The organism is Aestuariispira ectoiniformans (assembly GCF_025136295.1).
GTDB lineage: Bacteria > Pseudomonadota > Alphaproteobacteria > UBA8366 > Aestuariispiraceae > Aestuariispira_A > Aestuariispira_A ectoiniformans.
In genome coordinates, this window is the sequence record NZ_CP062788.1 from 1,426,089 (window position 1) to 1,451,782 (window position 25,694).

The 25,694-nt window shown below is 56.8% G+C and carries 25 protein-coding genes; 9 read left to right on the top strand and 16 right to left on the bottom strand.

What is annotated here, in order from left to right:
• Window positions 1-49 precede the first annotated feature (49 nt).
• From IF205_RS06895 to IF205_RS06935, 10 genes are all read right to left on the bottom strand, one after another.
• Window positions 50-1,003 (bottom strand): FecR family protein, encoded by a 954-nt coding sequence (locus tag IF205_RS06895; protein ID WP_259782553.1) that lies wholly within the window; start codon window positions 1,001-1,003, stop codon window positions 50-52.
• Window positions 1,004-1,114: 111 nt separating this feature from the next.
• On the bottom strand, window positions 1,115-1,726 hold the full coding sequence (locus IF205_RS06900; protein WP_259782554.1) for an RNA polymerase sigma factor: 612 nt from the start codon (window positions 1,724-1,726) through the stop codon (window positions 1,115-1,117).
• A 144-nt stretch (window positions 1,727-1,870) separates the two neighbouring features.
• On the bottom strand, window positions 1,871-2,776 hold the full coding sequence (locus IF205_RS06905) for a methyltransferase domain-containing protein (protein ID WP_259782555.1): 906 nt from the start codon (window positions 2,774-2,776) through the stop codon (window positions 1,871-1,873).
• Window positions 2,777-2,947: 171 nt separating this feature from the next.
• The gene (locus IF205_RS06910) at window positions 2,948-3,547 is read right to left on the bottom strand and encodes a NapC/NirT family cytochrome c (protein WP_259782556.1); all 600 of its coding nucleotides are present in this window, start codon (window positions 3,545-3,547) and stop codon (window positions 2,948-2,950) included.
• A 13-nt stretch (window positions 3,548-3,560) separates the two neighbouring features.
• Complete coding sequence (locus IF205_RS06915; RefSeq protein WP_375542679.1) at window positions 3,561-4,022, bottom strand: nitrate reductase cytochrome c-type subunit; 462 nt, start codon at window positions 4,020-4,022, stop codon at window positions 3,561-3,563.
• 25 nt (window positions 4,023-4,047) lie between these two features.
• Window positions 4,048-6,552, bottom strand: coding sequence for a nitrate reductase catalytic subunit NapA (gene napA, locus IF205_RS06920; protein WP_259782557.1), 2,505 nt, complete (start codon window positions 6,550-6,552; stop codon window positions 4,048-4,050).
• Window positions 6,552-6,824 (bottom strand): chaperone NapD, encoded by a 273-nt coding sequence (locus IF205_RS06925; protein WP_259782558.1) that lies wholly within the window; start codon window positions 6,822-6,824, stop codon window positions 6,552-6,554. The genes napA and IF205_RS06925 overlap by 1 nt, the downstream gene beginning before the upstream one ends.
• The gene (gene napF, locus IF205_RS06930; protein ID WP_259782559.1) at window positions 6,821-7,342 is read right to left on the bottom strand and encodes a ferredoxin-type protein NapF; all 522 of its coding nucleotides are present in this window, start codon (window positions 7,340-7,342) and stop codon (window positions 6,821-6,823) included. The genes IF205_RS06925 and napF overlap by 4 nt, the downstream gene beginning before the upstream one ends.
• Before the next feature lie 22 nt (window positions 7,343-7,364).
• The gene (locus tag IF205_RS20630; RefSeq protein ID WP_375542680.1) at window positions 7,365-7,532 is read right to left on the bottom strand and encodes a periplasmic nitrate reductase, NapE protein; all 168 of its coding nucleotides are present in this window, start codon (window positions 7,530-7,532) and stop codon (window positions 7,365-7,367) included.
• Window positions 7,533-7,718: 186 nt separating this feature from the next.
• The gene (locus tag IF205_RS06935; RefSeq protein ID WP_259782560.1) at window positions 7,719-8,357 is read right to left on the bottom strand and encodes a TetR/AcrR family transcriptional regulator; all 639 of its coding nucleotides are present in this window, start codon (window positions 8,355-8,357) and stop codon (window positions 7,719-7,721) included.
• A gap of 215 nt (window positions 8,358-8,572) precedes the next feature.
• Here IF205_RS06935 and IF205_RS06940 point away from each other — a divergent pair, with 215 nt between their 5' ends.
• The 3 genes from IF205_RS06940 (at window position 8,573) to IF205_RS06950 (ending at window position 10,983) form a co-directional block, all read left to right on the top strand.
• Complete coding sequence (locus tag IF205_RS06940; RefSeq protein WP_259782561.1) at window positions 8,573-9,055, top strand: anthrone oxygenase family protein; 483 nt, start codon at window positions 8,573-8,575, stop codon at window positions 9,053-9,055.
• A gap of 92 nt (window positions 9,056-9,147) precedes the next feature.
• Window positions 9,148-10,206 (top strand): bifunctional transcriptional activator/DNA repair enzyme AdaA, encoded by a 1,059-nt coding sequence (locus IF205_RS06945; RefSeq protein ID WP_259782562.1) that lies wholly within the window; start codon window positions 9,148-9,150, stop codon window positions 10,204-10,206.
• An 18-nt stretch (window positions 10,207-10,224) separates the two neighbouring features.
• On the top strand, window positions 10,225-10,983 hold the full coding sequence (locus IF205_RS06950; RefSeq protein ID WP_259782563.1) for an isocitrate lyase/PEP mutase family protein: 759 nt from the start codon (window positions 10,225-10,227) through the stop codon (window positions 10,981-10,983).
• Here the strand turns inward: IF205_RS06950 and IF205_RS06955 are convergent.
• Window positions 10,980-11,804, bottom strand: a complete 825-nt coding sequence (locus IF205_RS06955) for a helix-turn-helix domain-containing protein (protein ID WP_259782564.1) — start codon at window positions 11,802-11,804, stop codon at window positions 10,980-10,982. The two genes, IF205_RS06950 and IF205_RS06955, sit on opposite strands and share 4 nt — an antisense overlap.
• 128 nt (window positions 11,805-11,932) lie before the next feature.
• Between IF205_RS06955 and IF205_RS06960 the strand changes: the two genes are divergently transcribed.
• The 3 genes from IF205_RS06960 (at window position 11,933) to IF205_RS06970 (ending at window position 14,799) form a co-directional block, all read left to right on the top strand.
• Window positions 11,933-12,259 (top strand): DUF1330 domain-containing protein, encoded by a 327-nt coding sequence (locus IF205_RS06960; RefSeq protein ID WP_259782565.1) that lies wholly within the window; start codon window positions 11,933-11,935, stop codon window positions 12,257-12,259.
• Between the two features lie 94 nt (window positions 12,260-12,353).
• Window positions 12,354-14,009 carry an MBL fold metallo-hydrolase gene (locus IF205_RS06965; RefSeq protein ID WP_259782566.1) on the top strand — a complete coding sequence of 552 codons (1,656 nt, stop codon included), beginning with the start codon at window positions 12,354-12,356 and terminating at the stop codon, window positions 14,007-14,009.
• Window positions 13,978-14,799: a formate/nitrite transporter family protein gene (locus IF205_RS06970; protein ID WP_259782567.1), complete on the top strand. Its 822-nt coding sequence runs from the start codon at window positions 13,978-13,980 to the stop codon at window positions 14,797-14,799. Before IF205_RS06965 ends, IF205_RS06970 begins: the two co-directional genes overlap by 32 nt.
• Here IF205_RS06970 and IF205_RS06975 read toward each other — a convergent pair.
• Window positions 14,781-17,504, bottom strand: coding sequence for a cation-translocating P-type ATPase (locus IF205_RS06975; RefSeq protein ID WP_259782568.1), 2,724 nt, complete (start codon window positions 17,502-17,504; stop codon window positions 14,781-14,783). The genes IF205_RS06970 and IF205_RS06975 overlap by 19 nt on opposite strands.
• Window positions 17,505-17,667: 163 nt before the next feature.
• On the opposite strand from IF205_RS06975, the gene IF205_RS06980 reads away from it, so the two are divergent.
• The 3 genes from IF205_RS06980 (at window position 17,668) to IF205_RS06990 (ending at window position 21,392) form a co-directional block, all read left to right on the top strand.
• On the top strand, window positions 17,668-18,630 hold the full coding sequence (locus tag IF205_RS06980) for a nitrilase-related carbon-nitrogen hydrolase (RefSeq protein WP_259782569.1): 963 nt from the start codon (window positions 17,668-17,670) through the stop codon (window positions 18,628-18,630).
• 16 nt (window positions 18,631-18,646) lie between these two features.
• Window positions 18,647-19,126, top strand: a complete 480-nt coding sequence (gene greB / locus IF205_RS06985) for a transcription elongation factor GreB (RefSeq protein ID WP_259782570.1) — start codon at window positions 18,647-18,649, stop codon at window positions 19,124-19,126.
• A gap of 211 nt (window positions 19,127-19,337) precedes the next feature.
• On the top strand, window positions 19,338-21,392 hold the full coding sequence (locus IF205_RS06990) for a methyl-accepting chemotaxis protein (RefSeq protein WP_259782571.1): 2,055 nt from the start codon (window positions 19,338-19,340) through the stop codon (window positions 21,390-21,392).
• Window positions 21,393-21,435: 43 nt separating this feature from the next.
• Here the strand turns inward: IF205_RS06990 and IF205_RS06995 are convergent, their stop codons facing one another.
• From IF205_RS06995 to IF205_RS07010, 4 genes are all read right to left on the bottom strand, one after another.
• Window positions 21,436-21,702 carry a FlxA-like family protein gene (locus tag IF205_RS06995; RefSeq protein WP_259782572.1) on the bottom strand — a complete coding sequence of 89 codons (267 nt, stop codon included), beginning with the start codon at window positions 21,700-21,702 and terminating at the stop codon, window positions 21,436-21,438.
• A gap of 138 nt (window positions 21,703-21,840) precedes the next feature.
• Window positions 21,841-23,619: a TRAP transporter permease gene (locus IF205_RS07000; protein WP_259782573.1), complete on the bottom strand. Its 1,779-nt coding sequence runs from the start codon at window positions 23,617-23,619 to the stop codon at window positions 21,841-21,843.
• A 66-nt stretch (window positions 23,620-23,685) separates the two neighbouring features.
• On the bottom strand, window positions 23,686-24,639 hold the full coding sequence (locus IF205_RS07005; protein WP_259782574.1) for a TAXI family TRAP transporter solute-binding subunit: 954 nt from the start codon (window positions 24,637-24,639) through the stop codon (window positions 23,686-23,688).
• Window positions 24,640-24,785: 146 nt separating this feature from the next.
• Window positions 24,786-25,628 carry a fumarylacetoacetate hydrolase family protein gene (locus IF205_RS07010; RefSeq protein WP_259782575.1) on the bottom strand — a complete coding sequence of 281 codons (843 nt, stop codon included), beginning with the start codon at window positions 25,626-25,628 and terminating at the stop codon, window positions 24,786-24,788.
• Window positions 25,629-25,694 lie beyond the last annotated feature (66 nt).

The following is a 25,694-nucleotide window of genomic DNA, read 5'->3' on the forward strand; positions in this document are numbered from 1 at the left end:
AACGGTTGGCGGGAAGAGACCCTCACATGCGAATGAAAATTTTTCGCAACTAGAAAAGGATGGTCAGCCAGGGGGTGCTGTGAAGCACTGTGCTATCGGTTGCCGCGGCAATGGTATCCAGGGCGCGGTCGATGTCGGTTGCGGGGAAAGTGCCGGAAATCTTTCGAGAAGCTAACGGCCCGATGACCACGATCCGCCCCGTGCCATATCGTTCCAACTGGTCGGTCAGGTCTCCGACGGGGATATTCTGAACGCTGATTTGCCCGTTCAACCATGACAGGACGAGGTCGAGATTGGCGGATGTGATCGCAGAGCTATGACCGTCGCGGACGGAGACGGATTGCCCCGGTATAAGGCGGGCAGGGTTTGTATCGGCGTTGCCGGTTACCTCGACTGCGCCCCGATTGACGCTGACGACCGTCTGGTCTGGTTGCAGGTCCACATTGAATCGCGTACCGACAACCCGGACAGTTGCCTCCTTCGCATTGACGATGAAAGGGCTGGTGTCATGATGCGCTACATCGAACAGGGCCTGGCCGCGTAACAGCGTAACCTGACGTCGTCCCTGTTCGAAGTTGGTTGAAAGGGCCGTATCCGCGCTGAGGGTTAAGGTGGAACCGTCCGGCAGTGTCGCGGTGGTGGCGATGTCACGGCCTGCAACGATATCGGCCTGCCAGTCCTGCAGGATATTCGGGGAGGTGAACCAGACAGCAGCCCAAAGCGCGCAGGACGCTCCCAGCAATGCGAGGGAGCCACGCCACCCCGGCCTGCGCAGGCGTTTCCAGGGCAGTTTGCTTTTTTGTGCAAGCCGTTTTGCCGGGGCTTCAAGCTGTGCCCAGAGGATACGCATCTGGTCAAAGGCCAACCGGTTGCCCGGGGCGGCGTTCAGCCAATCCTCAAGCTGGCGCTTCTCGTCTTCCGACAGTGAACCACCGGCGCGTTTTGCCAGCCAAAACGCGGCCTTGTCTTTCTGCTCGTCTGTCGGTTCGATGTCGCGCTGCATGGTTCCCGGCAACCCTTATGCCCCGTTTGCATTGTTCAGTGAGTTGGCTTTTCCCTACTCATAATGAACGCTCGGGATCAAAAAGACCGCATGTGGCAGTTGGATGGGTTCTTATGGCTGGTTAATATGCTCAGCCAGGTGGCGTTGGCAATGGCGCATGACACGGGCCAACTGCTTTTCCACCGCACTGACGGATATTCCATAGCGTCTGGCGATTTCGGCGTTGGGAACACCCTTGACCCTATGCAGGAGAAAAATCTCCCGGGCCTGCGGTCTTAATTCCATCAGGGCCTTGTCCAGTGTGGACAAGGCCCGGCGGGCCCCGACCTGCTCTTCCGGTGAAGAGGCCAGCACATGACCCAATTGATTGGGCAAGACCTGGTTCATCGCATGTTGCCGGCGGTGACTGCTGCGCCGGTGATCTGTGACGGCGTTGCGCACAGCCGCATAAAGGATTTTGGTATCGTCGTTGTCGCCACCACCGCTGCTGCCTGCCTGCAGCATCCTGGTATAGACATCCTGAACGATTTCCCCGGCGACCTCGCGGTCCTGCACACGCCTCGCCGCCAGCGATACAAGATGTCGGCTGTGCTTTTCGAACAGAATTGCGAGCTTGCGGTGCCAGGCATTCATGGGGCGGGAACGACATTCTGCCAACAGGGTTGCAACCAATCGGTCAGCAACGGCAATCCTGCCTTGTTTTGCAGAAATTAACTCAACCACCACTGACCTGCGTGGACGATATCAATGTTAATAATGATTATCAATAACAAGTTTGCATCCCGGTTGGCACCGCGATGGTGAGCCTATAAGGGGGGAGGCTCCTTTTTGATCTCAGGAAGATAAGGAGCCTCGGTGGCGGGAACCTTAGTTTGGAAAATCTATATTTGTCAGGATTGCTGTGCGGATCGACAGTTCGTCCTGGCTATAACGCTCAGTCCACCAAGGCGCGATTGATGTGGGTAGTGCTTGAGCTTGCATATCCAAAGGTATTGCGTTGAGTGCCAGCCCGGCCTCTTCGAAAATTTTAGCCATTTCGAACATTCGTAGGCCGTTGATATTGCCTTTCCATTTTTTGGAAAACTCATGCATTGGCATTTCATACAGTTCGGCAAAGGGGCGATCTTTGTATAAATGGTTCGAAAAATTCACGATGTGAAAATGTATCGTGTCTTTCGAAATATTTGCGATGTCGCGAGCCGCTTTGGAAAAGTCGTGGATATGTTCGAGGCAAGATATTGATACAACAAGGTCTACATGTGGCTCGTCCGTCGGGCGTTGTGAAATGCCGCCCTTCTTGAAGCTTACTTTGGGCATTGCCGATTGTGGGCCAACATCTTGTGTTCTTATGCCGGGAACGTTGCTCCTCAGAAAGGACGCATTTTCTGGCAGAGCTGTTTCAAGGTATCGCCCGCCTGCCGCAATATCGGAAAACAGCTGTTCATTGAAGAGTGGGTCGACGCCGATGTAGTTTTTTGCTCCTGCGACCAATGCCAGGGGCATCGTTCCGCCGTGCGGACCGCAGCCGATTTCAAGAACGGTTTTGTCTCTCATTAGCCTGATGAGATAGGAAAAATCCACTCCAGCCAACTTGCAGGCATCGAATAGGATTTTTGCCGCTTTTTCCGGTCGCTGGAACTCTTTCGCGTACAAAAAGTCGATGCGCTGCAGAGTGTATGAATCGAAACCGGTTTTCCGGAGTGCCTTGGCGAAAACTGCCGGTAAGGGCAAACTGCGAGCTGTATTGTAGTAAGCGGTCAGTTTTGAGAACAAGCCAACGCATCCCTGTATGACAAGCTGATATTGGATCGTTTGATGTACTCTTGATTGATTTCGGTGTAAATAGGCACCGATATTTGGAGTTCTGAGAGCTTGTGCCGTTACTGTGAAGGCTGCTCCAAACTGAAGCAGCCTTCCTTTGACGCAGAGTAATGTGATGTATCGCTAATGCCACCCCTCAACACCGGACATATCCGGCAGTTGGTGGGCGATGCCCTTGTGGCAGTCGATACAGGTCTTGTCTCCTTCGATCAGGAATTTCTTATGGGCTTCTGCCGCGCGTGGTCCCTGCATGGTCAAATCCATGGACTCTTCGCTATGGCAGTTTCTGCATTCAAGCGAGTCATTGGATTTCAGGCGGTTCCATTCATGACTGGCAAGCCGCAATCGTTCATCCAGGAATTTGTCACGGGTGTTGATCGTGCCGAAGATTGCACCCCAGACCTCTTTCGATGCCTGCATTTTGCGGGCAATCTTGTCGGTCCAGTTATGCGGCACATGGCAGTCCGGGCAGGTTGCCCGCACACCGGAGGCATTGGAGAAATGCACGGTGGTCTTCAGTTCTGAAAACACATTGTCGCGCATTTCGTGACAGGATGTGCAGAAGGTCTCCGTGTTGGTGGCTTCCAAGGCGGTGTTGAACCCGCCCCAGAACAGAACCCCGGCGACAAATCCACCGACGGTCAGGAAACCAAGGCTCAGGTGCACGGCGGGCCGTGTCAGCGTCTGCCAGAAAATCTTTAGGAGATATATGAGCTTTCGCATGCCGATCTCCTGTCTATTCTTTGTTCTTCGGCAGGATGAGTGAATCAATGTCGACGAATTCGTTTTCGATCATCGGCTTCACATCCATCTGCGGAACATGACATTGGTTGCAGAAATAACGGCGCGGGGAGACGGTCGCCAGGAACTGGTAATCCCGATCCATGAAGTGGGTGATGCTGAGCATCGGGGCACCACTTTCGCCCGTGCGGTTTCTCGCATGGCAGGACAAGCATTTATTGGCGTTTTTGGTCACCTGATAACCGTCGATCTCATGGGGGATGGTCGGCGGCTGTTCAGGGTAGTTGCGAACCCGCCGCCCGGCCTTGTCTTCGGTCTTGGGCATGACGGGGGGCGTGGCATTATCCGCCAGCGGTTCCTCGCTGCGAAGGTCGGCAATGGATGTTCCCGCCTCCTGCGCAAAGACAGCCTGTGAGATGATCAGTGTCAGTGCTGCTACTATAATCCCGATACGCATCGGTTTATCCTCCTCGTCCCACAGGTCATGCTTTTACGATCCGGACCGCACATTTCTTGTAATCGGTCTGTTTCGAAATCGGGTCGGTCGCGTCAAAGGTCACCTTGTTGATAAGCTGGCTGGCGTCGAACCAGGGCACGAAAACCAGACCGCGTGGCGGCTTGTTACGGCCGCGTGTTTCCACACGGGTCAGGATGTGGCCCCGGCGCGATTCCACCTTCACCTCATCACCCCGGCGCAGGCCCATCTCCCGGGCGTCATCCGGATGCATGAAGCATTTGGCGTCCGGCATGGCCTTGTAGAGTTCTGGCACGCGCTGTGTCATGGAGCCGGAATGCCAGTGTTCCAGAACACGTCCGGTTGCCAGCCAGAAGGGATAGCTATCATCCGGGGATTCTGCAGGCGGCTCATAGGGCAGGGCGAAGATACGCGCCTTGCCGTCCTTGTGTCCGTAGAACTGGATGCCGGTTCCCGGTTCGACAAAGGGGTCGCTGCCTTCGCGGAAGCGCCAGCGCGTTTCCTTGCCGTCCACCACCGGCCAACGCAGTCCGCGTTCTTCGTGGTAACGGTCGAAATCCGCCAGGTCGTGGCCATGACCACGGCCAAAGCTGGCATATTCCTCAAACAGGCCCTTCTGGATGTAAAAACCGAAATCGTCGGCCTCATGGTTGGCATAATCCATGTTGCGGTCGGCTAATGGATAGCGGTCGACATTTCCGTTTCGGTAGAGGACTTCGTAGAGGGTCTTGCCGCGATATTCCGGCGCTTTGGCCAACAATTCCTCCGGCCAGACCTCGTCTGTGGTGAAGCGTTTGGAGAACTCAACCAGTTGCCAAAGGTCGGATTTGGATTCGCCCGGCGCATCGACCATTTGATACCAGAACTGGGTCCGCCGTTCGGCATTGCCATAGGCACCTTCCTTTTCCACCCACATGGCGGTGGGCAGGATCAGGTCGGCGGCCTGGGCGGTGACCGTCGGATAGGCGTCGGAGACGACGATGAAGTTATCCGGGTTGCGATAACCGGGAAGGGTTTCTTCCATCATATTCGCCGCGGCCTGCATGTTATTGTTCACCTGCACCCAATAGGCGTTCAGCTTGCCGTCCTTGAGCATCCGGTTCTGAAGCACGGCGTGGTAGCCGGGTTTGGGCGGAATAGTTCCGTCCGGCAGGCGCCAGATTTTTTCCGCAATGGCGCGGTGTTCCGGTTTGGCGACGACAAGGTCGGCGGGCAGGCGGTGGGAGAAGGTCCCGACCTCACGTGCAGTGCCGCAGGCGGACGGCTGGCCGGTGAGCGAGAAGGGGCTGTTGCCGGGTTCGGAGATTTTCCCCGTCAGCAGATGAACGTTATAGATCAGGTTGTTCGCCCAGACGCCGCGGGTGTGCTGGTTGAAGCCCATGGTCCAGAAGGACGTAACCTTGATGTTCGGATCGGCGTAGATTTCCGCCATTTCCAGCAGCCGCTCTTTCGGCACGCCGGACATTTCATGCGCCTTGTCGAGGGTGTATTCGGAGACGAATTCCGCATATTCCTCAAAAGTCATCGGCGAGGAACCGCCAGCCTTGTCCGCATTCTCGGCGGCTTGCTGTAACGGATGCTCGGGTCGCAGGCCATAGCCGATATCGGTGTTGCCCCGACGGAAGGTCGTGTGTCTGTCGACAAAGTCCTTGTTCACCTTGCCGGTCTGGATGATGTGATTGGCGATGAAGTTCAACAGGACCAGGTCGGTCTGGGGCTTGAACACCATCGGGATATCCGCCAGGTCAAAACAGCGATGCTCAAAGGTGGAAAGCACGCCGACCTTCACATGCGGGGCGCTGAGGCGGCGGTCGGTGACACGCGTCCAAAGGATCGGATGCATTTCCGCCATGTTGGAACCCCAGAGGAAGAAGGCGTCCGCGTTTTCGATATCGTCATAACAGCCCATCGGCTCGTCGATGCCGAAGGTCCGCATGAAGCCACCCACGGCAGATGCCATACAGTGCCGGGCGTTGGGGTCGATATTGTTGGAGCGGAAACCGGCCTTCATCAGTTTTGAGGCGGCATAGCCCTCCCAGACCGTCCATTGCCCTGACCCGAACATGCCGACGGCAGTGGGGCCTTTTTCCTTCAGGGTTTTCTTGAATTTCTCGGCCATGACGTCGAAGGCTTCGTCCCAGGAAACGGGTTCGAATTCACCATTCTTGTCATATTGGCCGTTCGTCTTACGCAGAAGAGGGGTCGTCAGGCGGTCTTTGCCATACAGGATTTTTGAAAGAAAATACCCTTTCACGCAGTTGAGGCCACGGTTGACCTCCGCCTTGACGTCACCATGGGTGGCGACCACACGGCCCTGTTTGGTCGCGACCATAACCGAACAACCCGTGCCACAGAAGCGGCAAGCCGCCTTGGACCATTTCAGGCCGGTCTTCTCGCGGTTTGTGACCAGGTTCTGCGCCTGGGCGGGAAGGGTTATGCCCGCAGCAGCGACCGCTACAGCAGCGGCCTGCGCCTTGAGCAGCGCGCGTCTGGAGGTAGCAAACTCTGTCATCAGTGGCTCTCCTGCATTGGGGCGTCTTCTTCCTCGTCGATGGCATGGAAGACGAGGTCACAGCTCAAGACGCCGTTGAACTGGGTACATGTCGTGCTGAAATCCGAAATATCGTTAGCGCGTTCGGCGCTGAGCACGACAACGATTTTGCCGCTTGGGTCGGTTGCGTGAATGTCGAGGTTCTCGAAATCGGCGAGGGCGGCTTCGACAGTGGCGAGACAGTCCGGCTGACAGCGGACCACCAGGCTTGCGATATGACAGGGGGCATTCATGCGGTTTCCTCCATGGGCGCTCTGGCGCTGATGGCGTTGGCGGGGCACAGGGAAAGGCATGCGCCGCAGCCGTTGCATTTTTCCTGATCAATGTCGGGTTGGGCTGGTCCGCCCAGACGGGGGCGGAAGGCAATCGCGGACTGTTCGCATGCGTCGCGGCAAGCCTCGCAGTGAATGCCAGCATGGGGCAGGCAGTTGTCTTTGTTGACGGTCAGGGTCAGATTCCAGGGTGGTTCCTGACGGCGATTGAAAACCGGTTCGGGGCATACATCCGCGCAGGCCCCACAGAAGGTGCATTCGCCTTGCCCGCGCATGAAGTCGATGGTTGGAAAGCCACCGTCGCCGCGGACGAGTATGTCTTGCGGGCAGGCGTCAAGACAGGCGTCGCACCGGCTGCATCGGTCGATGAGGGTTTCATTATCCGTCCAAGGCGGCCTCAGCGCAGGCGCAGGCCTGTGCCATGATCCGCGCAGCAGGGCGCGGCGCCCCGGGTCCGGTTTGTCGGCGGCGGCTGGCATCGCATTGATTCCTTTTGGTTGACTAAACCGGGCCCGGAGGGCCGAAAACCATCTGCGATAACCACACCACCAGGCCATAGGCGCCGACAAAGGCAACCGCAAAACCCGGTATCAGAATAAATGTTGTAAACAGAAAAGTGCGGAATTCCGCCTTTTTCGAACTTGTGTCGACTGCTTGTTGTGCCGCCATCGTCTGCTGTCCTTGAGCTACGTGTTGGCTATTTATAGGTCGCTCACATCGCGATCCCTGATCCTCGCTTAGATGACTAATTGTTCCTGATGCGCGTCGATATGATTTCGATCAATTATGCGCGTTTTATGTCATCACGGTCGAGAAATGGTACGGTCATACAGCTTAGGGTGTCAAATCAATGTACTACGGGTGGGGGATAAGCGTGGACAGGTCGACGGGCAGCAGCCGTTTGAACATGGCGATGCTGCGGTCTCCGCAGGCGCGATCCTGAATGACGGCGTGGCGGACAGCGCTTGCCAATTGTTCCATGACAAGGGCGGCGAGAATATCCCGGTCGCCCCGGTTCATAGTCGGCCATACCGGCTCCATTGCGTCAGTCAGGGTTTGCGCATGGGCCTTGCAGTCTTCGCTATCCAGGGTCTGCAAGGCCTTGTCACCCTGTGTTGCCCGCCAGATATCCCGCATGGCCGGTTCTGCCAGGAACATCTGGTAGTATCCATCCACCGTTCCCAAAAGCGCCTCGTGCAACTCTTCTTGCGTGCCAATACCCGCAAGGGCTGCTTTGACGCATTCCCGACCCTGTTCGTTGTATCGTTCGGCCAGCGTGTAAACGATGGCCGCCTTGTCCGGGAAATACTGGTAGAGCGAGCCTATGGAAACCTCAGCCTGATCGGCAATCTCGCTCATGTGAACCGCATCCAACCCCTTTTCGGTGATCAGCCTTGTTGCGACGTCAAGCATGCGTTCGAATCGTTCGCGGCTGCGTTTTTGCGTGGGAATCCGGCGGGGGGCAAGGGCTTTCGCGGCGGTGGTTTCGGGCATGTCGGTTCACGATTGTCTATTTTCTGACTTGACTTGGAAAATATATGAGGGATTATCACATTTGTAAATATGAGTGATACTCACATTTTGAGAAGAATAATGGCTGACCCATTGTTTTTGGTTGCCGATGGCGTTCGGCGCGCCTTGGGTCGTGAGCCAAAGGACTTCCGCGACTATGTGCGTCAAACAGCGGCGACAGAAATCTGGAGCGTCTGATGATTGAAACGGGACTGGCTAGTGCGATACTGGCGGCGGCCGTTGGGAGCAGCCTGATAGCAGGGGTGTTCTTCGCATTTTCCAGCTTTGTTATGGCGGGGCTGCGAAACGTGCCTGTGGCACAGGGCGTTGCCGCGATGCAGGCAATCAATGTGACGGTGCTGCGGTCGACATTTCTGGCGGTGTTCATGGCAACGGCGGTGTTGTCTGCTCTCCTGATTGTCGTAGCCGTCCTTCGCTGGGGGCGACCGGGCTGCATGTATATCGTGGTCGGTGGATTATGTTATGTGATCGGGAGTTTTCTGGTCACAGCCGTCTTCAATGTGCCGCTTAACGACAAACTGGCTCTTGTTGGTGGCGATGCGCTGGAAATGGCGGAAGTCTGGGGTGTTTACCTGCGGGACTGGATGCTCTGGAACCATGTCAGGACGGTATTCTCGCTTCTGGCTGCCTTATTCTTCATACTGGCCCACGCTACGTAAGCCATTCGTGTGAAATACCCGCCCGAAATTCGGCGGCAGGGGTGACACGCCTATGATACAAAGCGGTCATCTACTGTGGTCAGGTGACAATAATGCTGTTCGAAACGACAAATGATGACGATCTCTACGACGCGTTTATGGCGCGAGACCCGGCCTATGACGGCTTTGCCTATGTCGGGGTGAAAAGCACGGGCATATTCTGCCGCCTGACCTGTCCGGCGCGAAAGCCGAAGCGGGAAAATGCGGTTTTCTTCGCGACTGTCTCTGAATGCATGGAATCGGGGTTCCGGCCCTGCAAGCGCTGTAAGCCATTGGTCCGGGCGGGCGAGGCCGATCCGATGATCCGGGCTTTGACCGATGCCCTGGAACGCGAACCGGAAAGGCGGTGGTGCGAAGAGGATATCGTCAGGATGGGTTTTGATCCGTCGACGGTCAGGCGCGGGTTCAAGCGCCATTTCGGTATTACCTTCCTGGAAATGGCGCGTCTGCGCCGGGTGGGGAAGGTCACGGATCAACTGGCATCAGGCGGTAGTGTGATTGATGCCCAACTGGACGCGGGATTTGATTCGGGAAGTGGCTTTCGGGCGGCCTTTAAGCGGTTGCTGGGCCAGCCGCCTGTCAATCTTCGCGGGGGCGAGTTGCTGACTGCTGATTGGATTGATACGCCGGTCGGGGCAATGATCGCCGTGGCAGACAGACATGCGCTGCACCTGCTGGAATTTCATGATCGCAAGGCATTGCCCACTGAACTGAAGAAACTTCAGATTGCAACGAAATCTGCAGTCGGTATTGGTCGCCAGCCGCCGATCGACCAGATCGAGGCGGAACTGAAGACCTATTTTTCAGGGGAAAGTGCCAATTTTCGAACACCTCTGGTGCTGCATGGCTCTTCCTTCACGCGGAATGTCTGGCAATCTTTACAGCGTATTCCGGCGGGTGAAACACAAAGCTACAGCCGGTTGGCGGCGGATATGGGACGACCGACGGCGGTGCGCGCCGTGGCCCGTGCCAATGGCGCAAACCAGATCGCCATTGTTATCCCCTGCCACCGGGTCTTGGGCGCGGATGGATCGCTGACCGGCTATGGCGGCGGGCTGTGGCGGAAACGGTGGTTGCTGGAACATGAACGCCGAATGGCATCTTTGAACTGATTTTTTCGGGGGAAGGCTATGAACCAAAAAGAAAAAGCAGACCTGTTTCAGGCATTGCACGTGAAAGGCGACCCGGTCGTCCTCTATAATATCTGGGACGCTGGAAGCGCCAAGGCCGTTACAGAGGCCGGTGCGAAGGCCATCGCCACGGGCAGCATGTCCGTCGCCGCCGCACAGGGATATCCGGATGGCCAAGTCCTGCCGATGGACCTGTTGCTTACAATTGTAGAACGGATCGTTGCAACAACGGACCTGCCGGTTACAGTTGATTTCGAGGGGGGATATGCGCGGGCCGCGGAAGAGGTGGCGGCGAATGTTTTGACAGTCCTGAAGGCCGGGGCGGTCGGGATCAACTTCGAAGATCAGATCGTCGGCGGCGACGGCATTTACTGCATCGAGGAGCAGGCCGCACGGATCAGGGCCATCCGCCATATGGCGGATGAAGCGGGGGTGCCATTCTATATCAATGCGCGCACTGATCTTTTCCTGAAGAACAGTGACGTAGAGACGCATGCCGGATTGATGGCGGAGACAAAAGAGCGTGCCAAGGCCTATGCAGAGGCCGGGGCCAGCGGTTTCTTCGCACCGATGTTGTCGAACGAAAATCTTATCGCTGACCTTTGTGAGACAACAAAACTGCCTGTCAATATTATGCATATAGACGGGGCTCGCGGGTTGGCAGAACTGGGCGTGGCCCGCATCAGCTATGGTCCGGGTCCCTATTTCCAGCAGATGACCAGACTGTCCAATGCGGCAAGGGATGTCTATCAGGCCTAATCGTTCGACTGCTCCAGTATATGGCGCATTGTCGTGGCAGTGAAATTGTCCATCGGGTAGAAGGCTTCGATCGCAAGTTCCGACAGACTGACATCCAGCGCAGTACCGAAAACGGTCGTTGTGCTGATAAAGGTCAGGACATCGTCGGAATGTTTCAACTGCAGTGGAACAGCGATACTGCCATATGGTCGGGCGGTACCGGTCGTATAGGGGCTCGCGCCGATGGGAACGGGCAGGGAGGTCAGTTCCTCCAAAAGTTCGACCAAGGCAGTGTCACCTGTGGTGTCGATCTGTTGTTTCAGGCGCTCAAAGATATGATGCCGCCACTCCCGGATATTGCTTATTCGTGGGGCCAGCCCATTAGGATGCAGGCTGAGCCTCAGGACATTGACCGGTGGTTCGAGCAAGAACGGATCGACATTGTCCAAAAGGGCGAAGATGGCGCGGTTGGCTGATATCAGGTGCCAATGCCTGTCGATGGCAAGGGCCGGATGCGGCTCATGACCTTTCAGTATCTGTTCCACGGTGTGGCGTGTGGCGTCCAGGGCCGGATGGTCCATCGCCCGTTCCTGATAGGCCGGTGCAAAGCCCGCCGCAACAAGAAGGGTATTCTGTTCTCTGAGTGGTATGGAAAGCTGGTCCGCCAGGCGCAGGATCATGTCCCGGCTGGGTCGGGATCGTCCCGATTCCAAAAAGCTGAGGTGACGCTGGGAAATGTCGGCTTCTGAAGCAAGGTCAAGTTGGCTCAATCGGCGGCGTTTCCGCCATTCCTTCAATTGCGGACCAAAGCCAGGCCGGGTTTTTAAGACTGTGTTTTCCATGGGTGGACGGTATCAGGCGATTTTTCTTACGTCTATTACCTGTGAGGTAATCGATTAAAGAAACGAGTTGGACAAAACTCTGTTCATGACGCTTCCGATTGTGGGGGCTTTAATCGAAGGAGTTTGCTATGAAAGCCTATGCCATTGCCGATTTGCATTCGGTCGATATGGGGCCGGAAATCGTGCAGTATCTTGAAAATATTGATGAAACCCTGGCCCCTTTTGAAGGGCGGTTTATCGTCCATGGTGGGGCCAAGTCTGTAGTGGAAGGCACATGGCCCGGTGACCTGATCATCGTTGAGTTTCCGAGCAAATCAGCCGCGCAGGCATGGTATGCTTCGCCAGCCTATCAACGGATTTTGGCGCTGCGGGCCAATAATTCCGACGGTGACGTTGCAATTGTAGAGGGCGTATCTCCGGGGCATCGGGCAACCGATATCCTCACTTCTTCTTGAAAGGGCGAAGAGTGATTTCGGTCAATGTATTCGCCTGATTGTCTGGTAGGATATTTGCAAACAGGTCAACACAATATCTGATTGCGAGGGGCTTATGGGCGAGAGGCCGGAATCCTGTAAATCACTGGATGGTATTAACCTTACCTTTTGTGGTGCTGCGGGAACTGTCACCGGTTCCTGTTATCTGATCGAACATGCCGATGGCCGCTTCCTTGTGGATTGCGGCATGTTCCAGGGGAACAAGACACTAAAGTCCCTGAACTATGGGGCATTCCCTTTCGATCCGGCGACGATAGACTTCGTGCTGCTGACCCATGCCCATATCGACCATAGCGGCCTGATCCCCAAACTCTGCAAGCATGGGTTCAAGGGACCGGTCCATATGACGGAACCGACCGCAAGTCTGTTGGCTTTCATGCTGCCGGACAGTGGCCATATCCAGGAAAGCGAAGTCCGCCTGTTGAACCGCCGCAATGTCCAGCGTGGCAGGCGGGCAGTACAGCCCATCTACAGTCAGCGTGAGGCGATTAACAGCCTCAACCAGTTGCAGACCGTTGATTATGATGAATGGATGTCGCCGGGCGAAGGGGTGCGGGCACGTTTCTGGAATGCCGGTCACATCCTGGGGTCGGCCTCCGTTGAGATCGAGGTTCAAAACGGCGAAAGCGGCCCTATTCGATTGGTCTTCTCCGGTGATATCGGTCCGCTAGAAAAGGAATTCCATGATGACCCGGAAGGTCCCGCAGGTGTGGACTACCTGATTTCGGAAGGGACCTACGGCAGCCGCGAACGTGAGGATCAGTCGGTTGCGCATCGCCGCGAGATTTTGAAGCAGGAATTACTCGACGGCTATAACGCAGGTGGCAACATCCTGATTCCGGCCTTTGCGGTGGAACGCACGCAGGAACTTCTTTTCGATATCAGTTGGCTGATCAAACACAGCCAGATTCCGCCCATGCCGGTTTTCCTGGACTCGCCCATGGCCATCGAGGCCACGCGGACCTTTGCGCGCTATGCCGACCTTTTGCAGGGGATTGGCGATGAAAGAGAATTCCTGAGCGAAGAGGATTTCCGGGCCACCGAGACCGTGGAGGAAAGCAAGGAAATCGCGAAGATTTCCGGTGGTGCGATTATCATTGCCGCCAGCGGGATGTGCGATGCCGGGCGTATCCGGCATCACCTGAAAAACAACCTGTGGCGGGATAATGCGACCGTCATCTTTGTTGGATATCAGGCCCCGGGCACGTTGGGAAACCTGCTTCTGGAAGGCAAAAACCCGGTTCGCATCCATGGTGAGGAAGTGTCGGTGCGCGCGCGGATACGCCGGATCGAGACCTATTCCGCCCATGCCGACCAGTCAGAACTGGTTGCCTGGGTTGAGGCGCGGATGCCGGTTCAGAACGCCATTTTCCTGTCCCATGGTGAGGCGTCGGCTTTGGAGGTGTTGCGCGGAGAACTGATCAAGGCGGGCTGTCAGGAAGACCTGATCCATGTGCCGCAGATCGACGACTGTTATCACCTGACCGGCAAGGGCTATATCAAACAGCGCCATGTGCCCCATCGCGTCGAACAGGAGGAAATCGTCAATACGGACTGGCATAACGACTATGCCGGTTTCCTGTCGGACCTCTCCCGGGAACTGTCCGCCATGCCCGATAACAAGGAACGGCAGAAGATGCTGCGGCGTTTACAGGGCATGATCACGGGACATGCGGTGGATGATCGACATGGAAAAAAGCATCATGAGTGACCGGCAGGTCTTTTTCGATACGGATGCCTATACGCCGAAGCAAATGGCCGCGCGGGTTGAAACCTCAGGCGTGGCAAAGGCGGAACTGGCCATTATTCCATTATTGATGCTGTCTATCCTGGCCGGTGCCTTCATAGCCTTCGGGGCGATGTTCTACACGATGACGGTGACCGGTTCCACAATGGGGCTGGGTCCGACGCGGCTATTGGGTGGGGCTGCCTTTTCGCTCGGGCTGATCCTGGTTCTGGTTGGCGGGGCGGAACTGTTCACCGGCAACAGCCTTGTCGTCATGGCCTGGGCGGACCGCAAGGTCTCGACCGTGGCGCTTTTGCGAAACTGGGGGCTTGTCTACATCGGGAATTTTGTCGGTGCCCTGGCGACCGCCGCCTTCGTTTGGTTGTCCGGCGTCTTGGCAATTGACCACGGGGCGGTCGCACAAACCGCAATTGCGATTGCGGCGGGAAAGCTGCAGCTTGGATGGCAGGAAGCCTTTTTCCGGGGCATTCTGTGCAATGTGCTGGTTTGTCTGGCCGTGTGGCTGTGCTTTGCGGCACGCTCGGTCGCCGGTAAAATCCTGGCAATCCTTTTCCCGATCACGGCGTTTGTCGCGCTGGGGTTCGAACATAGTGTTGCGAATATGTATCTTATTCCAATCGGCATGGCGTCGGCCGGTGTAATCAATATCGTGGGTTTTCTGCACAACCTGTTTTTTGTGACTCTCGGGAACATAGTGGGAGGCGGCCTGTTGGTGGCGGCGGTCTACTATGTGATCTATGTCCGCCGGTCCTGAGGTCTGGCTGGTGGCCGCAGGTTGAACAGTCCCTTTTCAATTTCGATGATCAGGAAAATACTGCCTGCGATCAGGGCACATATCCCCCACAGGCCCGCGCCCATCGGGTGGGTGCCGAACAGCAGGTTCATCGCGGGCAGATAGGTATAGACCGCCTGCAGGGCCAGGACGGTCGCAACTGAGATCCAGGCGGGCAGGGCGGCGCGTGTGAACAGGTCGTGGACGGCAGCGCTGTGCTGGCGGCGGATGTTGAACAGATAGAATATCTCAAACAGGACGAGCGTGTTGACCGCGGCTGTCCGAGCCAGTTCCACCGGTGACCCTTCTTCCAGAAGATAGACATATATTCCAAAGACTCCGGCAACCAGAATGACGGAGACAAAGCAGGTTCGCCAAAACAGGAAAGCCGATAACAGTGGGGCTTTTGCCGGGCGTGGTGGTCGTCCCATGATGTTACTTTCCGCCCCTTCGAAGGCCAGGGCCAGAGACAGGGTGACGGTGGTCACCATATTGACCCACAGGATTTGCACCGGCGTGATCGGAAGTGTCAGGCCCAATGCGACGGCGAGCGCGATGGTCATGGCTTCGCCCGCGCTGGTGGGAAGGATATAGAGAATGGCCTTTTTGAGATTGTCATAGACCACCCGGCCTTCTTCGACCGCATGGGCGATGGAGGCGAAATTGTCGTCGGCAAGCACGATCCGCGCGGCTTCCTTCGCCGCTTCCGTGCCCTTCTTGCCCATGGCGATGCCCACGTCCGCCCGTTTCAAGGCAGGCGCGTCATTCACGCCGTCACCGGTCATGGCGACAATCTCGCCGTTGCTTTGCAGTGCTTCGACAAGGCGCAGTTTCTGTTCCGGTGAGGTCCGGGCGAAAACGTCGACCTCACTTGCCGCTTGCGCCAGATCCGGGCCGGTCATGGTTTCCAGGTCGCTGCCGGACAGCGCGGTTGTACTGTTGACGAGGCCCAGTTGACCGGCGATCGCCTTGGCCGTTTCCGCGTGGTCACCAGTGATCATTTTTACCCGGATGCCCGCCGCATGACAGCGTTTGATCGCCTCAACCGCCTCTTCGCGTGGCGGATCCTCAAGACCGAACAGGCCCAGAAAGACAAGGCCGCCTTCAACGTCACCAAAAGTCAGGTCGCGTGTTTCCGTATCAACCACCCGCATGGCCAGGGCCAGCACACGTTCCCCGTTTGCGGTCATGGTGCTGATCTTCCGGTACCAGTGGTCGGTGTCCAGTGGTTCGATCAACTGGCTTGCCGCCTGCCGGTCGCACATGCGCAGGACCCTCTCGGGCGCGCCTTTCACGAAGATTGCGGCCTCGCCTTCATGGCTGTGGTTCAGGGTTGCCATGAAGCGGTGGCCGGTGTCGAAGGGGATTTCGTCGCTGCGTGGCCATTGTTTTTCCAGGTCGGACCTGGCGATGCCGCTTTTTAACGCCAGCGTTAATAAGGCCGCTTCCATGGGGTCGCCGGTAATCCACCAGTCGCCATCGTCGTTTTGCTGCAGGGAGGCGTCGTTGCAAAGGACGGCGGCCCGCAATAGCTGCGTCAGGTAATCGCCGTCCTGGCCCAATATGGTTTTGCCCCCGGCCTCAATATCGCCATGAGGCGCATAGCCTGTTCCGGTAACCTTATAGTCCCGTTTTGCGGTTGCGATGTCGCAGACGCACATTTCGTTGCGGGTGAAGGTGCCGGTCTTGTCAGAACAGATCACCGTGACCGACCCCAATGTTTCCACGGCAGGCAGTCGCCGGATTATGGCATGTCGTCCGGCCATTCGCTCCACGCCGATGGCCATGGTGATGGTTATGATGGCGGGCAGCCCTTCTGGAATAGCGGCAACAGCCAAGCCGACCGCTGCGAGGAACATTTCATCCGCTGCAAACTGGTAGAGGTAATAACCAGCCAGAAAAGTGACCGCCGCCAGCGCCAGGATACCTGCGGTCAGAACGTGCCCGAAACGCGTCATCTGGCGCAACAGAGGCGTGGTAATTGTGCCGACGCGTTGGATAAGGGCGCCGATGCGCCCGATTTCCGTCTGACGGCCTGTGGCAACGACAATACCGGCACCGCTGCCTTGTGTGACAAGGGTCCCCGAATAAGCCATGCAACCGCGATCGCCCAGGGCGGCATCCGGGCTGGCAGAGGTCACGTTTTTCTCTACAGGTACAGATTCCCCGGTCAGCAGGGCTTCTTCTATGAAAAGCCCCTTGGTCCGGAACAGGCGCAGGTCGGCAGCCACGCGGTCTCCCGGCTGCAGTATGACAATGTCGCCCGGCACGATTTCGACTGCGGGAACATCTACACGGCGGTTATCCCTAAGCAGGCTTGCCTGCGGGGATACAAGGTTCCTGATGGCATCGAGCGCTCGTTCCGCCCGTCCTTCCTGAATAAAGCCGATGACGGCATTGATCAGCGTGACGCCCAGAATGACGCTGCAATCGAGCCAGTGTCCCAGAATGGCGGTAACCACTGCGGCAGTGAGCAGGACATAGATCAGGACATTGTTGAACTGGTTCAGGAAGCGGATGTAGGCGGGGTGGGGCGCGGTTGTCGGCAGTTGGTTCGGCCCATAGACTTTAAGCCTTGCCTCTACGTCGCCGCCGGTCAGCCCGTTCCTGCTTGTCTGAAATGCCGCAAAGGCCTGTTCAATGGGAACGGCATGCCAGGGCTGGCCGCTGCCCTGCTGCTGTGACATGCCCTGTCGCCTCTGCCTTTCCATCGTTCCTGCCCTTTTCATGACGCATGGTAAACTTGTGTTTTGTTCATCATATTCTTTTTGCGGGCGATTTCCGTGACAAAGATCAACTTGAATATGTCATGCCCGGCATAAGTCTTTTTGTATCCGGCGGATTGGCATTTTGCTGTCTGGCCGACTATCTTGTCGTCAAAACAACATTGAATGGGGGTGGGTCATGAGCGACCTGGCGAGCAATGTAACCATGGCCCTTTGGGCGACGAACCTGGGTGTCTCCGTTGAGGGCCTTCATGGTTGGGCGGCATGCGTGGATCATGAAATGGCTGAGGCCAGGCGCAACGGGGCCGATATCTTTGTCATGCCCGAATATGCAAGTGAACAATGGCTTGCGTTCAAACCGGAAGGGTTGGCGTCGGATCGTGAAATCGCCTGGATGGCGGACCTTGCCCCGGAGGCTGTGGACCTGGCGGCCAAACTGGCGGCCAAACACGACATGCTTCTGGTTGCGGGCAGCCTGCCCTGGCATACCGATGCGGGCCAGACCAACCGCGCCGTGATCCTCACCCCTGAAGGAGACCGCTATTTCCAGGACAAGCTCAGCCTGACGCCCGGTGAACAGGAGGAGGATGCCTGGAATCTTGTTCCGGGAAAGGAGCTGCAGATCATGCAGTGGCGTGGGCTGCGTTTTGCTGTCCTGATCTGTCTGGATGTGGAGATGCCGGCGCTTTCCTGCCTGCTCGCCCCTCATTCGCCTGATCTGGTTATTGTTCCATCGATGACGGCTCAACCGTCAGGCTATAACCGGGTGTTTGGCTGCGCGAAGGCGCGGGCGGTGGAACTGATGACGGCTGTGGCCGTGGTCGGCACTACGGGAACTGCGGTGAATTCAACCCAGAACCCAACCAATTATTCCGGGGCGGCGGTCTATATTCCCTGTGAGCCGGACCTGGGTTTTGATGGTGTTTTCGACAAAATGGAGCCGGGATGGGACGACGGCAAGGCAGGGCCTTTACTGCTGGCCCGGGATGTGCCAATTGGCACTATTCGCAAGCTGCGTTCCGGTGAGGCAGAGGTTTGGCCCGGGGGCTGGTCGGCGGCGAATGTGAAGGTCATTGAAAACGGTTAGTCAAGTATCAGGTTCCATGGGCAGGCCCAATTATATCACCGCAGAAGGTTTGAAGACGCTACAGGACGAACTGGATCATCTGTGGAAAAAAGAACGGCCGGAGATCGTGTCCGTCGTCTCCTGGGCGGCGGGCAACGGCGACCGTAGTGAAAACGGCGATTACATCTACGGCAAAAAGCGCCTGCGTGAAATTGACCGGCGCGTGCGCTTCCTGCGTAAACGCCTGGAGGTGGCCGTGGTGGTCAATCCGTCGGAACAGCCCAATAAGGATCAGGTCTTCTTTGGTGCGACTGTTGAGTATGAAAACAGTCGTGAAGAAGTCAAAAAAGTCCGGATTGTCGGTGAAGACGAGGCGGAATCGCTGAAGGGAAAAATCAGTTGGATTTCGCCCGTGGCCCGCGCCCTGATGAAAGGCCGGGTGGGGGACTTGGTTATGGTCCGCACACCTGCCGGGGAAGATGAGCTGGAGATCCTTCGAATCTCTTATGAGGCCTGACTTTCAGTCGCTCAAGCCGGAAAAACTAAAAAAAATCGCATTAGTTGATATGAGTCAAGCTTATGCACGTCTCCAAACTATATTATAGTTAGCTAAGAAATGGCTTTTGCCTGACTGGTTCCCTGGTCGCAAGGATTGGCGCGACTGAAAGCCGTAAATAGGGAACCGGAATCTCGCCTGACGGGGCGCAATTAGCTTTTGGGGATGTGAGATGCTTGGTAACTTGTCGATCAACAAGAAGCTTGTGCTGGTGCTGCTTCTGCCTGTTGCCGTGGCGATAATGTTCTCCGGCTTTACGGTTTTTCGTGATTATTCGATCAGCCGGGAAATGAAGCACATTGAGGCGTTGGCGGAGATTTCTCCGGAGATCAGCGCCCTTGTCCATGAAATGCAGAAGGAGCGCGGAATATCTGCCGGGTTTATCGGCAGTAATGGTGCCGGTGATTTTCAATCCAGGCTCGATAGCCAGAAAACCTTGACGGACAAGGCACTCCTGCAGTTGAAGGAACACCTGACCACCTTCAACGGCAAGTCCTATGGCGAAGATTTCGAAAACAGCCTGAAACAGGCGCTGGACAGCCTTGGCCCCCTGGCTGATATGCGCGGGCGTGTTGCCAGACTGGATGCCAGTGTTGCCGACATGGCAGGTTATTACACCAAGACGATTGCCGGCCTGTTGACGATCATTGAAGAGATGGTGACGTTGAGCACAGATGGTCCCTTGAGTAATCGGATATCTGGCTATGTTGCCTTGCTGCAGGCAAAGGAACGTGCGGGCATTGAACGGGCGATGGGGGCCAATGGCTTTGGGGCTGGAAAGTTTCCACCCGCTATCCATCAGCGTTTCCTGTCTTTGATTGCGCAGCAGCAGGCCTATCTGGACAGTTTCCGGGTCAGTGCCCCGGAACCCCTTGTTGAAGAATTGGACACATTCCTGAAAACAGCACCTGCCGTGGCGGAGGTGCAGGCAATGCGCGATGTCGCCATCAAGGCGGGCTATGGCGCGGAAACCCGGGGTATCAAGGGTGTGGACTGGTTCGACACGATCTCCCAAAAAGTCGAAGGTCTGAAGGTGGTGGAAGACCTGACCTCGAAAGATCTTCTTGCCTATGCGCGGAAACTGGACAGCGAAGCACAACGCAGCTTCTACATTGCCTTGGCTGTCATGCTGGCGGGTGTTGCGGCAGCGATTTTGCTGGCTGTGGTCGTCGGGCGGGAAATGTCTGCGTCCATGCGGCGGCTGCTGATGGCTGTAGATGCTCTGGGCCACGGCGACAAATCCGTGACCTTCCACGGGCATGAACGCCGTGACGAGATTGGTGTGTTGTCCCGGGCCATGATCGATTTTCAAAAGGGATTGGTCGAGGCTGACCGGCTGGAGGCGGAACAGAAAGCCAGTCAGGAAGCAGAAGTGAAGCGCAGCCGGTTGGTGGCGCAGCTTTCCCATGACTTTGAAAGTATCATCTCTCTGGAACTGGAGAAACTGACAACGGCCGGTGGGTCGTTGGATGAGGCCGCTGTTTCCATGAATTCCGTGGCAAACGACACCCAAAGGCGCGCGACGGATGTGGTTTCCGCGACCGGACAGGTGAACGCCAACGTTCAGAATGTCTCTGCCGCGGTGGAGGAGTTGAGCGCGTCTATTGAGGAAATTGGTGCCCAGATTTCAAGGGCGTCCAGCAATGCTGACAATGCAAGAACGGAAGCGGAAAGTACCCATAAAGTCGTGCAGGAACTGGCCCAGGCAACGCGGCAGATCGACGACGTGATGTCGATGATCACGGATATCGCGGAGCAGACAAACCTTCTTGCGCTGAATGCCACGATTGAGGCCGCCCGGGCTGGTGAGGCCGGTAAGGGGTTTGCCGTCGTGGCGCATGAGGTGAAGAGCCTTGCCAATCAGACTGCAAATGCGACGGACCAGATATCGAGCCTTGTCCGCAATATTCAGACGATTTCCGGGCAGGCGGTGGAATCCATCAGGCAGATTTCCGGGAAGGTTACCGAGATCAGCGAAAACACAAATGCGATTGCGGCAGGGGTGGAACAGCAAAGTGCCGCTACTCGTGATATTGCCTCCAGCGTTGCCGAAGCGGCGCGCGGTGTCGAATCCGTGACCGGCAATATCGGTGAAGTCTCCAGCGGGTCCAGTCAGACATTGGGCGCTGGTGAGATGGTCATAGAAACAGCAGAAACATTGAACCGGACCATGGAAACCGTCCGGGAACAGATCGACGCATTCCTGCACAAGGTGAGGGCTGCATAGGCTGGCTTACGGCAGCGGCCGATGTTGAGGGGCCGCTTATTGCCTATTGAATCAGGATGCCGGTTGCGAGTGCGATACCAAAGACGGCAACAACGCCGATTACAATAATGATCGTGGTTGTTACGCCGCTGCCTGATGAATTCTTGTTGTTTTTCTTTGGGTTGGCCTGAAGCTTTTTGATTTCGGCTTCCAGTTGGGAAATCTGCGTATACAGCTTTTCCCGCGCATCGGTCCTGTCTTCCGGCGTGGCCTTGTACATCATGACCATGCGGGAATGTTCGGTTTTTACCTGCTGTAATGTACGAGCCAAACTGACCTGCCAATTCGTTATATTAATAAGAGAATACCATAGAGCTAACCCATTAAGAATTAAACAAAAAATTTGAGAGGCAAAAATTCTTCCTATGCGGGATTTTTATTTTTTTGCTCTCTTGGGTGAGCGGACGGGTCATAGCGGAAATTGAGACGGCAGGACAAAGGCCAATATCACCCCTCCGGCGATCAATGCACCACGAAGCCAGATTGCTTTCGGTGCAATCAGGCCATAGGAAATCAGTGCCAGGGCCAGTCCGGTTGTAATCGCGCCTGTGATGGCGGCGAACGGGTGGTGAGCAAATTCGATAAGGGACGGATTGGCGACCATCGCCAGGGGAATGATATAGAGGCCAAGCCCCAGCGCCATGGCGTTCCAGGCAACCTGCAGCCAGTTTTCCCCGACCATACCGGCGGCGATGAAAACCGCCCCGCAAACGGGAGGGGTGATGGTTGACAACAAGGCAAACCAGAAGACGAACAGATGGGCCTGCAGGGCGGACAATCCCAGGTTCATCAAGGCCGGGCCTGCGACGGATACGCAGATCACATAGGCTGCTGTGGTGGGGACTTCCATACCCAATATCAGGCAGGCCAATGCTGTGAGCAACAGGGCGGGCCAGAGCAATCCTCCCGAGCCGGACAGGATGAGAGAGGTGATCTTTACCCCCAGTCCCGTGATGCCCAACACACCGATAATGATGGAGGCGCAGAGGATAATGGCGGCGATGGTTGCGATCTGCTGGCCTGCGCCAAGGCAGGCCTGTTCGGCGCGTTCCAGCGTCCGGCGCCAGTTGAAATTCAATCTGCCATTTAAGAGCAGCAAAGCCGCGCCAGCCAGGATCGCCAGGCAGGCGGCATATTGAGGCGTGTAACCGGCCCCGAACATCCCCCAGAGAAGCAGGGTGAAGGGCACCAGGAAAAAGGCGGACGTTACCAAGACGGTCCGCATGGGCGGGTGTTCGTCTTCAGGCAGGCCTTTCAGGTCATGGCGGCTGGCGAAGGCGTTGATGCCGAACCAGACGGCAGCGAAATACAAAACTGCGGGCAGGAAGGCCGCCGCCATGATTTCCGTGTATGGCGTCCCGGTGAGTTCAACCATCACAAAGGCCCCGGCCCCCATCAAAGGCGGCATGATCTGGCCGCCGGAGGAGGCGACGGCCTCGACCGCCGCTGCCAGTGCCTTCGGATAGCCCAGTCTTGTCATGGCGGGCAGGGTGATGGCCCCGGTTGAGGCAACATTGGCAGAGGCTGATCCTGAAATGGAGCCGAATAAGGCGGAGGAAACGACAGATACCTTTGCCGCTCCGCCTTTCAGGCGGCCCGCCGCAGCAGCGGCCACATTCATAAAGCCCTGGCCCGCTTCGCCCGCATTCAGGACAGCCCCGAAGATCACGAAAATGGCGACGATATTGACCGATACGCCGGTCAGCTTGCCCCAGACCCCGCCCTCGGCAATGGTCAAAGTTCCGAGAAAACTGGAAAGCGGCACACCGGCATGACCGAATTCGCCGGGGATATGCTGTCCCCAAAGGCCATAGGCCAGGGCGGTGGCCGCGACCAAGGGCAGCGGCCAGCCGATGGCGCGCCGGGCCATTTCAAGAACGATCAGCAGCAGGGCAACGGCCATCGCTGTTTGGTAGTCGTTGGTGAGGAAGCCGTATTGATCGCCGAGGCTGGACTCATTCGCCGCAATCCACAGGCAGATACCAATGCCGACGGCTCCCAGGATGACGCCACTGACCTTCTGGCCCTTTGTTTTTGCCATGAACAGCATGACCCAGGGCAGGGCCAGTGCCATGTGCAGGGGGCGGCTGACCAGGTTGGGGATCAGGCCCGTGAAGATCAGCCAAAGATGAAAACCGATCGAAAGTGCGCCAAGCGCAGGCCAGATGAGGCGGTTGAATTGCGGCATTGTGATTACTCTGACAAAAAGGCCCGGAGGGGACTCCGGGCGCTTAATGATTCGGGACAGTATAGATTAACGCTGTGCGTCGGTGACCGGGAAGCCCGCTTCCTCGTAATATTTCAAGGCGCCGGGGTGGAGTTTGCCCGTGATGTTGGACATCAACCCCTTGTCGACACCTTTCCACCAGGCGGCTTCGCTGCCCATTTTGGCCTTCTGTTCCCAGAAAGTCTTGGTCAGCTCATAGGCCGTGTCGTTATCCATCTGCGTGGTGGTGTAGGCCACGACCGGCAGGGAGGTTGTGCTGATCGCTTTATCCTGCCCGGCGTAGGTGCCCGCGGGAATGACCAGTTTCGTACGTTTGGTCTTGGCGATCTGGTCGTCGGTCAGCGACAGGACGTTGACGCCCGTGCCGGCGGCGGCTTCGATCACGTTGGGTGCGGGCCAGGAACCGGCAGTGACAAATCCGTCGATCTGGCCGTTCTTCAGGGCCGGGACCGCGTTGGACAGTTCCATGTCAATCAGGGATACCTTGCCTTCCAGCCCGAACAGGCCGAGGTATTTGGCGCCTTCACGGGCCCCGAAAGACCCCTTGCCGATCAGGATTTTCTTACCTTCCATATCCGCAAACGTCTTGATCCCGCTATCGTCGCGCATGACGAAATGCATGGTCAGGGACGGAATGGGGAACAGGGCCCGGATTTCGTCGAACTTCGGGTTGGACTTGTCCTTGAACATGGCCTTGCCGCCCTGGGCGAGCTTTACCAGTACCGGCGGGGTGGTGAAAACATAGTTACCGGGGCGGACGGCGGCTTCCATCACGTTCTGGACGGACCCTTGGCTTTCTTCCACGGTGACGATGACGTCACCCTTGGTGCCGGCCTTCATGGCTTCGGCGATCTGGACCGCCATCTGATAATAGGATGAACTGGTCTTCGCGGATTTGTAGGTCACGCGGGTTTCCGCCTGCGATGCGGTGGCGGTCATCAGACCTAGGGCCAGAAGGCCCGCGGCTTTCAATAATTTCATCTTGTCCTCCCCAGGTGAAACGACTTTGCTGGCCATTTAAGATATGGCGAATATTTGTGCTAGACATAGACGATGAAGAGGCGGATGAAAACAGCTTCTGACACAAAAGCAGTTGTTCCGCAGGCGATAGGATGCTGTGTCAGGGCTTATGCCCCGACACAGGTTAATTCCTGACTGCCCAGGCCCTCAACGCCCAATTCCATGACATCACCGGCTTTCAGGAAGACCGGCGGCTTCTGGCCCAGGCCGACGCCGGGCGGTGTGCCCGTGGAAATGATGTCACCCGGCTCCAGCGTCATGAAGCGTGACAGATAGCTGATCAGGAAAGGCACCTGATAGATCATGGTTTCCGTCGAGCCGTCCTGGAAGCGGTGGCCGTTGACCGACAGCCATAACGGCAGGTTCTGCGGGTCGGCGATTTCATCTTTGGTGACCAGCCAGGGGCCGATGGGGGCAAAGGTATCGTGGCTTTTTCCCTTTACCCATTGCCCGGCGTGATGAATCTGGAAATCCCGCTCGGAAATGTCATTGACGACGCAATATCCCGCAATATGGTCCATCGCCGCGTCTTCGGTCACATATTTGGCGCGCTTGCCGATGACCACGCCCAGTTCCACTTCCCAATCGGTTTTCGTGGCACCGCGGGGGATTTCGACAGTGTCCGTCGGGCCGCAGATGGCCGAGGTTGCCTTGAAGAAGATAACCGGTTCCGGTGGCACTTCCATACCTGCCTCTGCGGCATGATCGGAATAGTTCAGTCCGATGCAGACCAGTTTGCCCGGTCGTGCGACGCAGGCACCGATGCGGGGGCTGTTCTCTACAACGGGTAATGAGGTCGGATCGATGGCGGCAAGCCGCTGCAAAACATCATCTGTGATGGTCTGCGGTGTCAGGTCCGCCACATGGCTGCTGAGGTCGCGGATATTACCGTCGGAATCCAACAGCCCCGGTTGTTCTGCGCCTGCAGGACCGTAACGAAGTAACTTCATGAAAATACCTTTCGCACCTGTTCTGTTGTCGCTGCTTGTCGTTCCCGGCGCGACTCTTTTGATTGC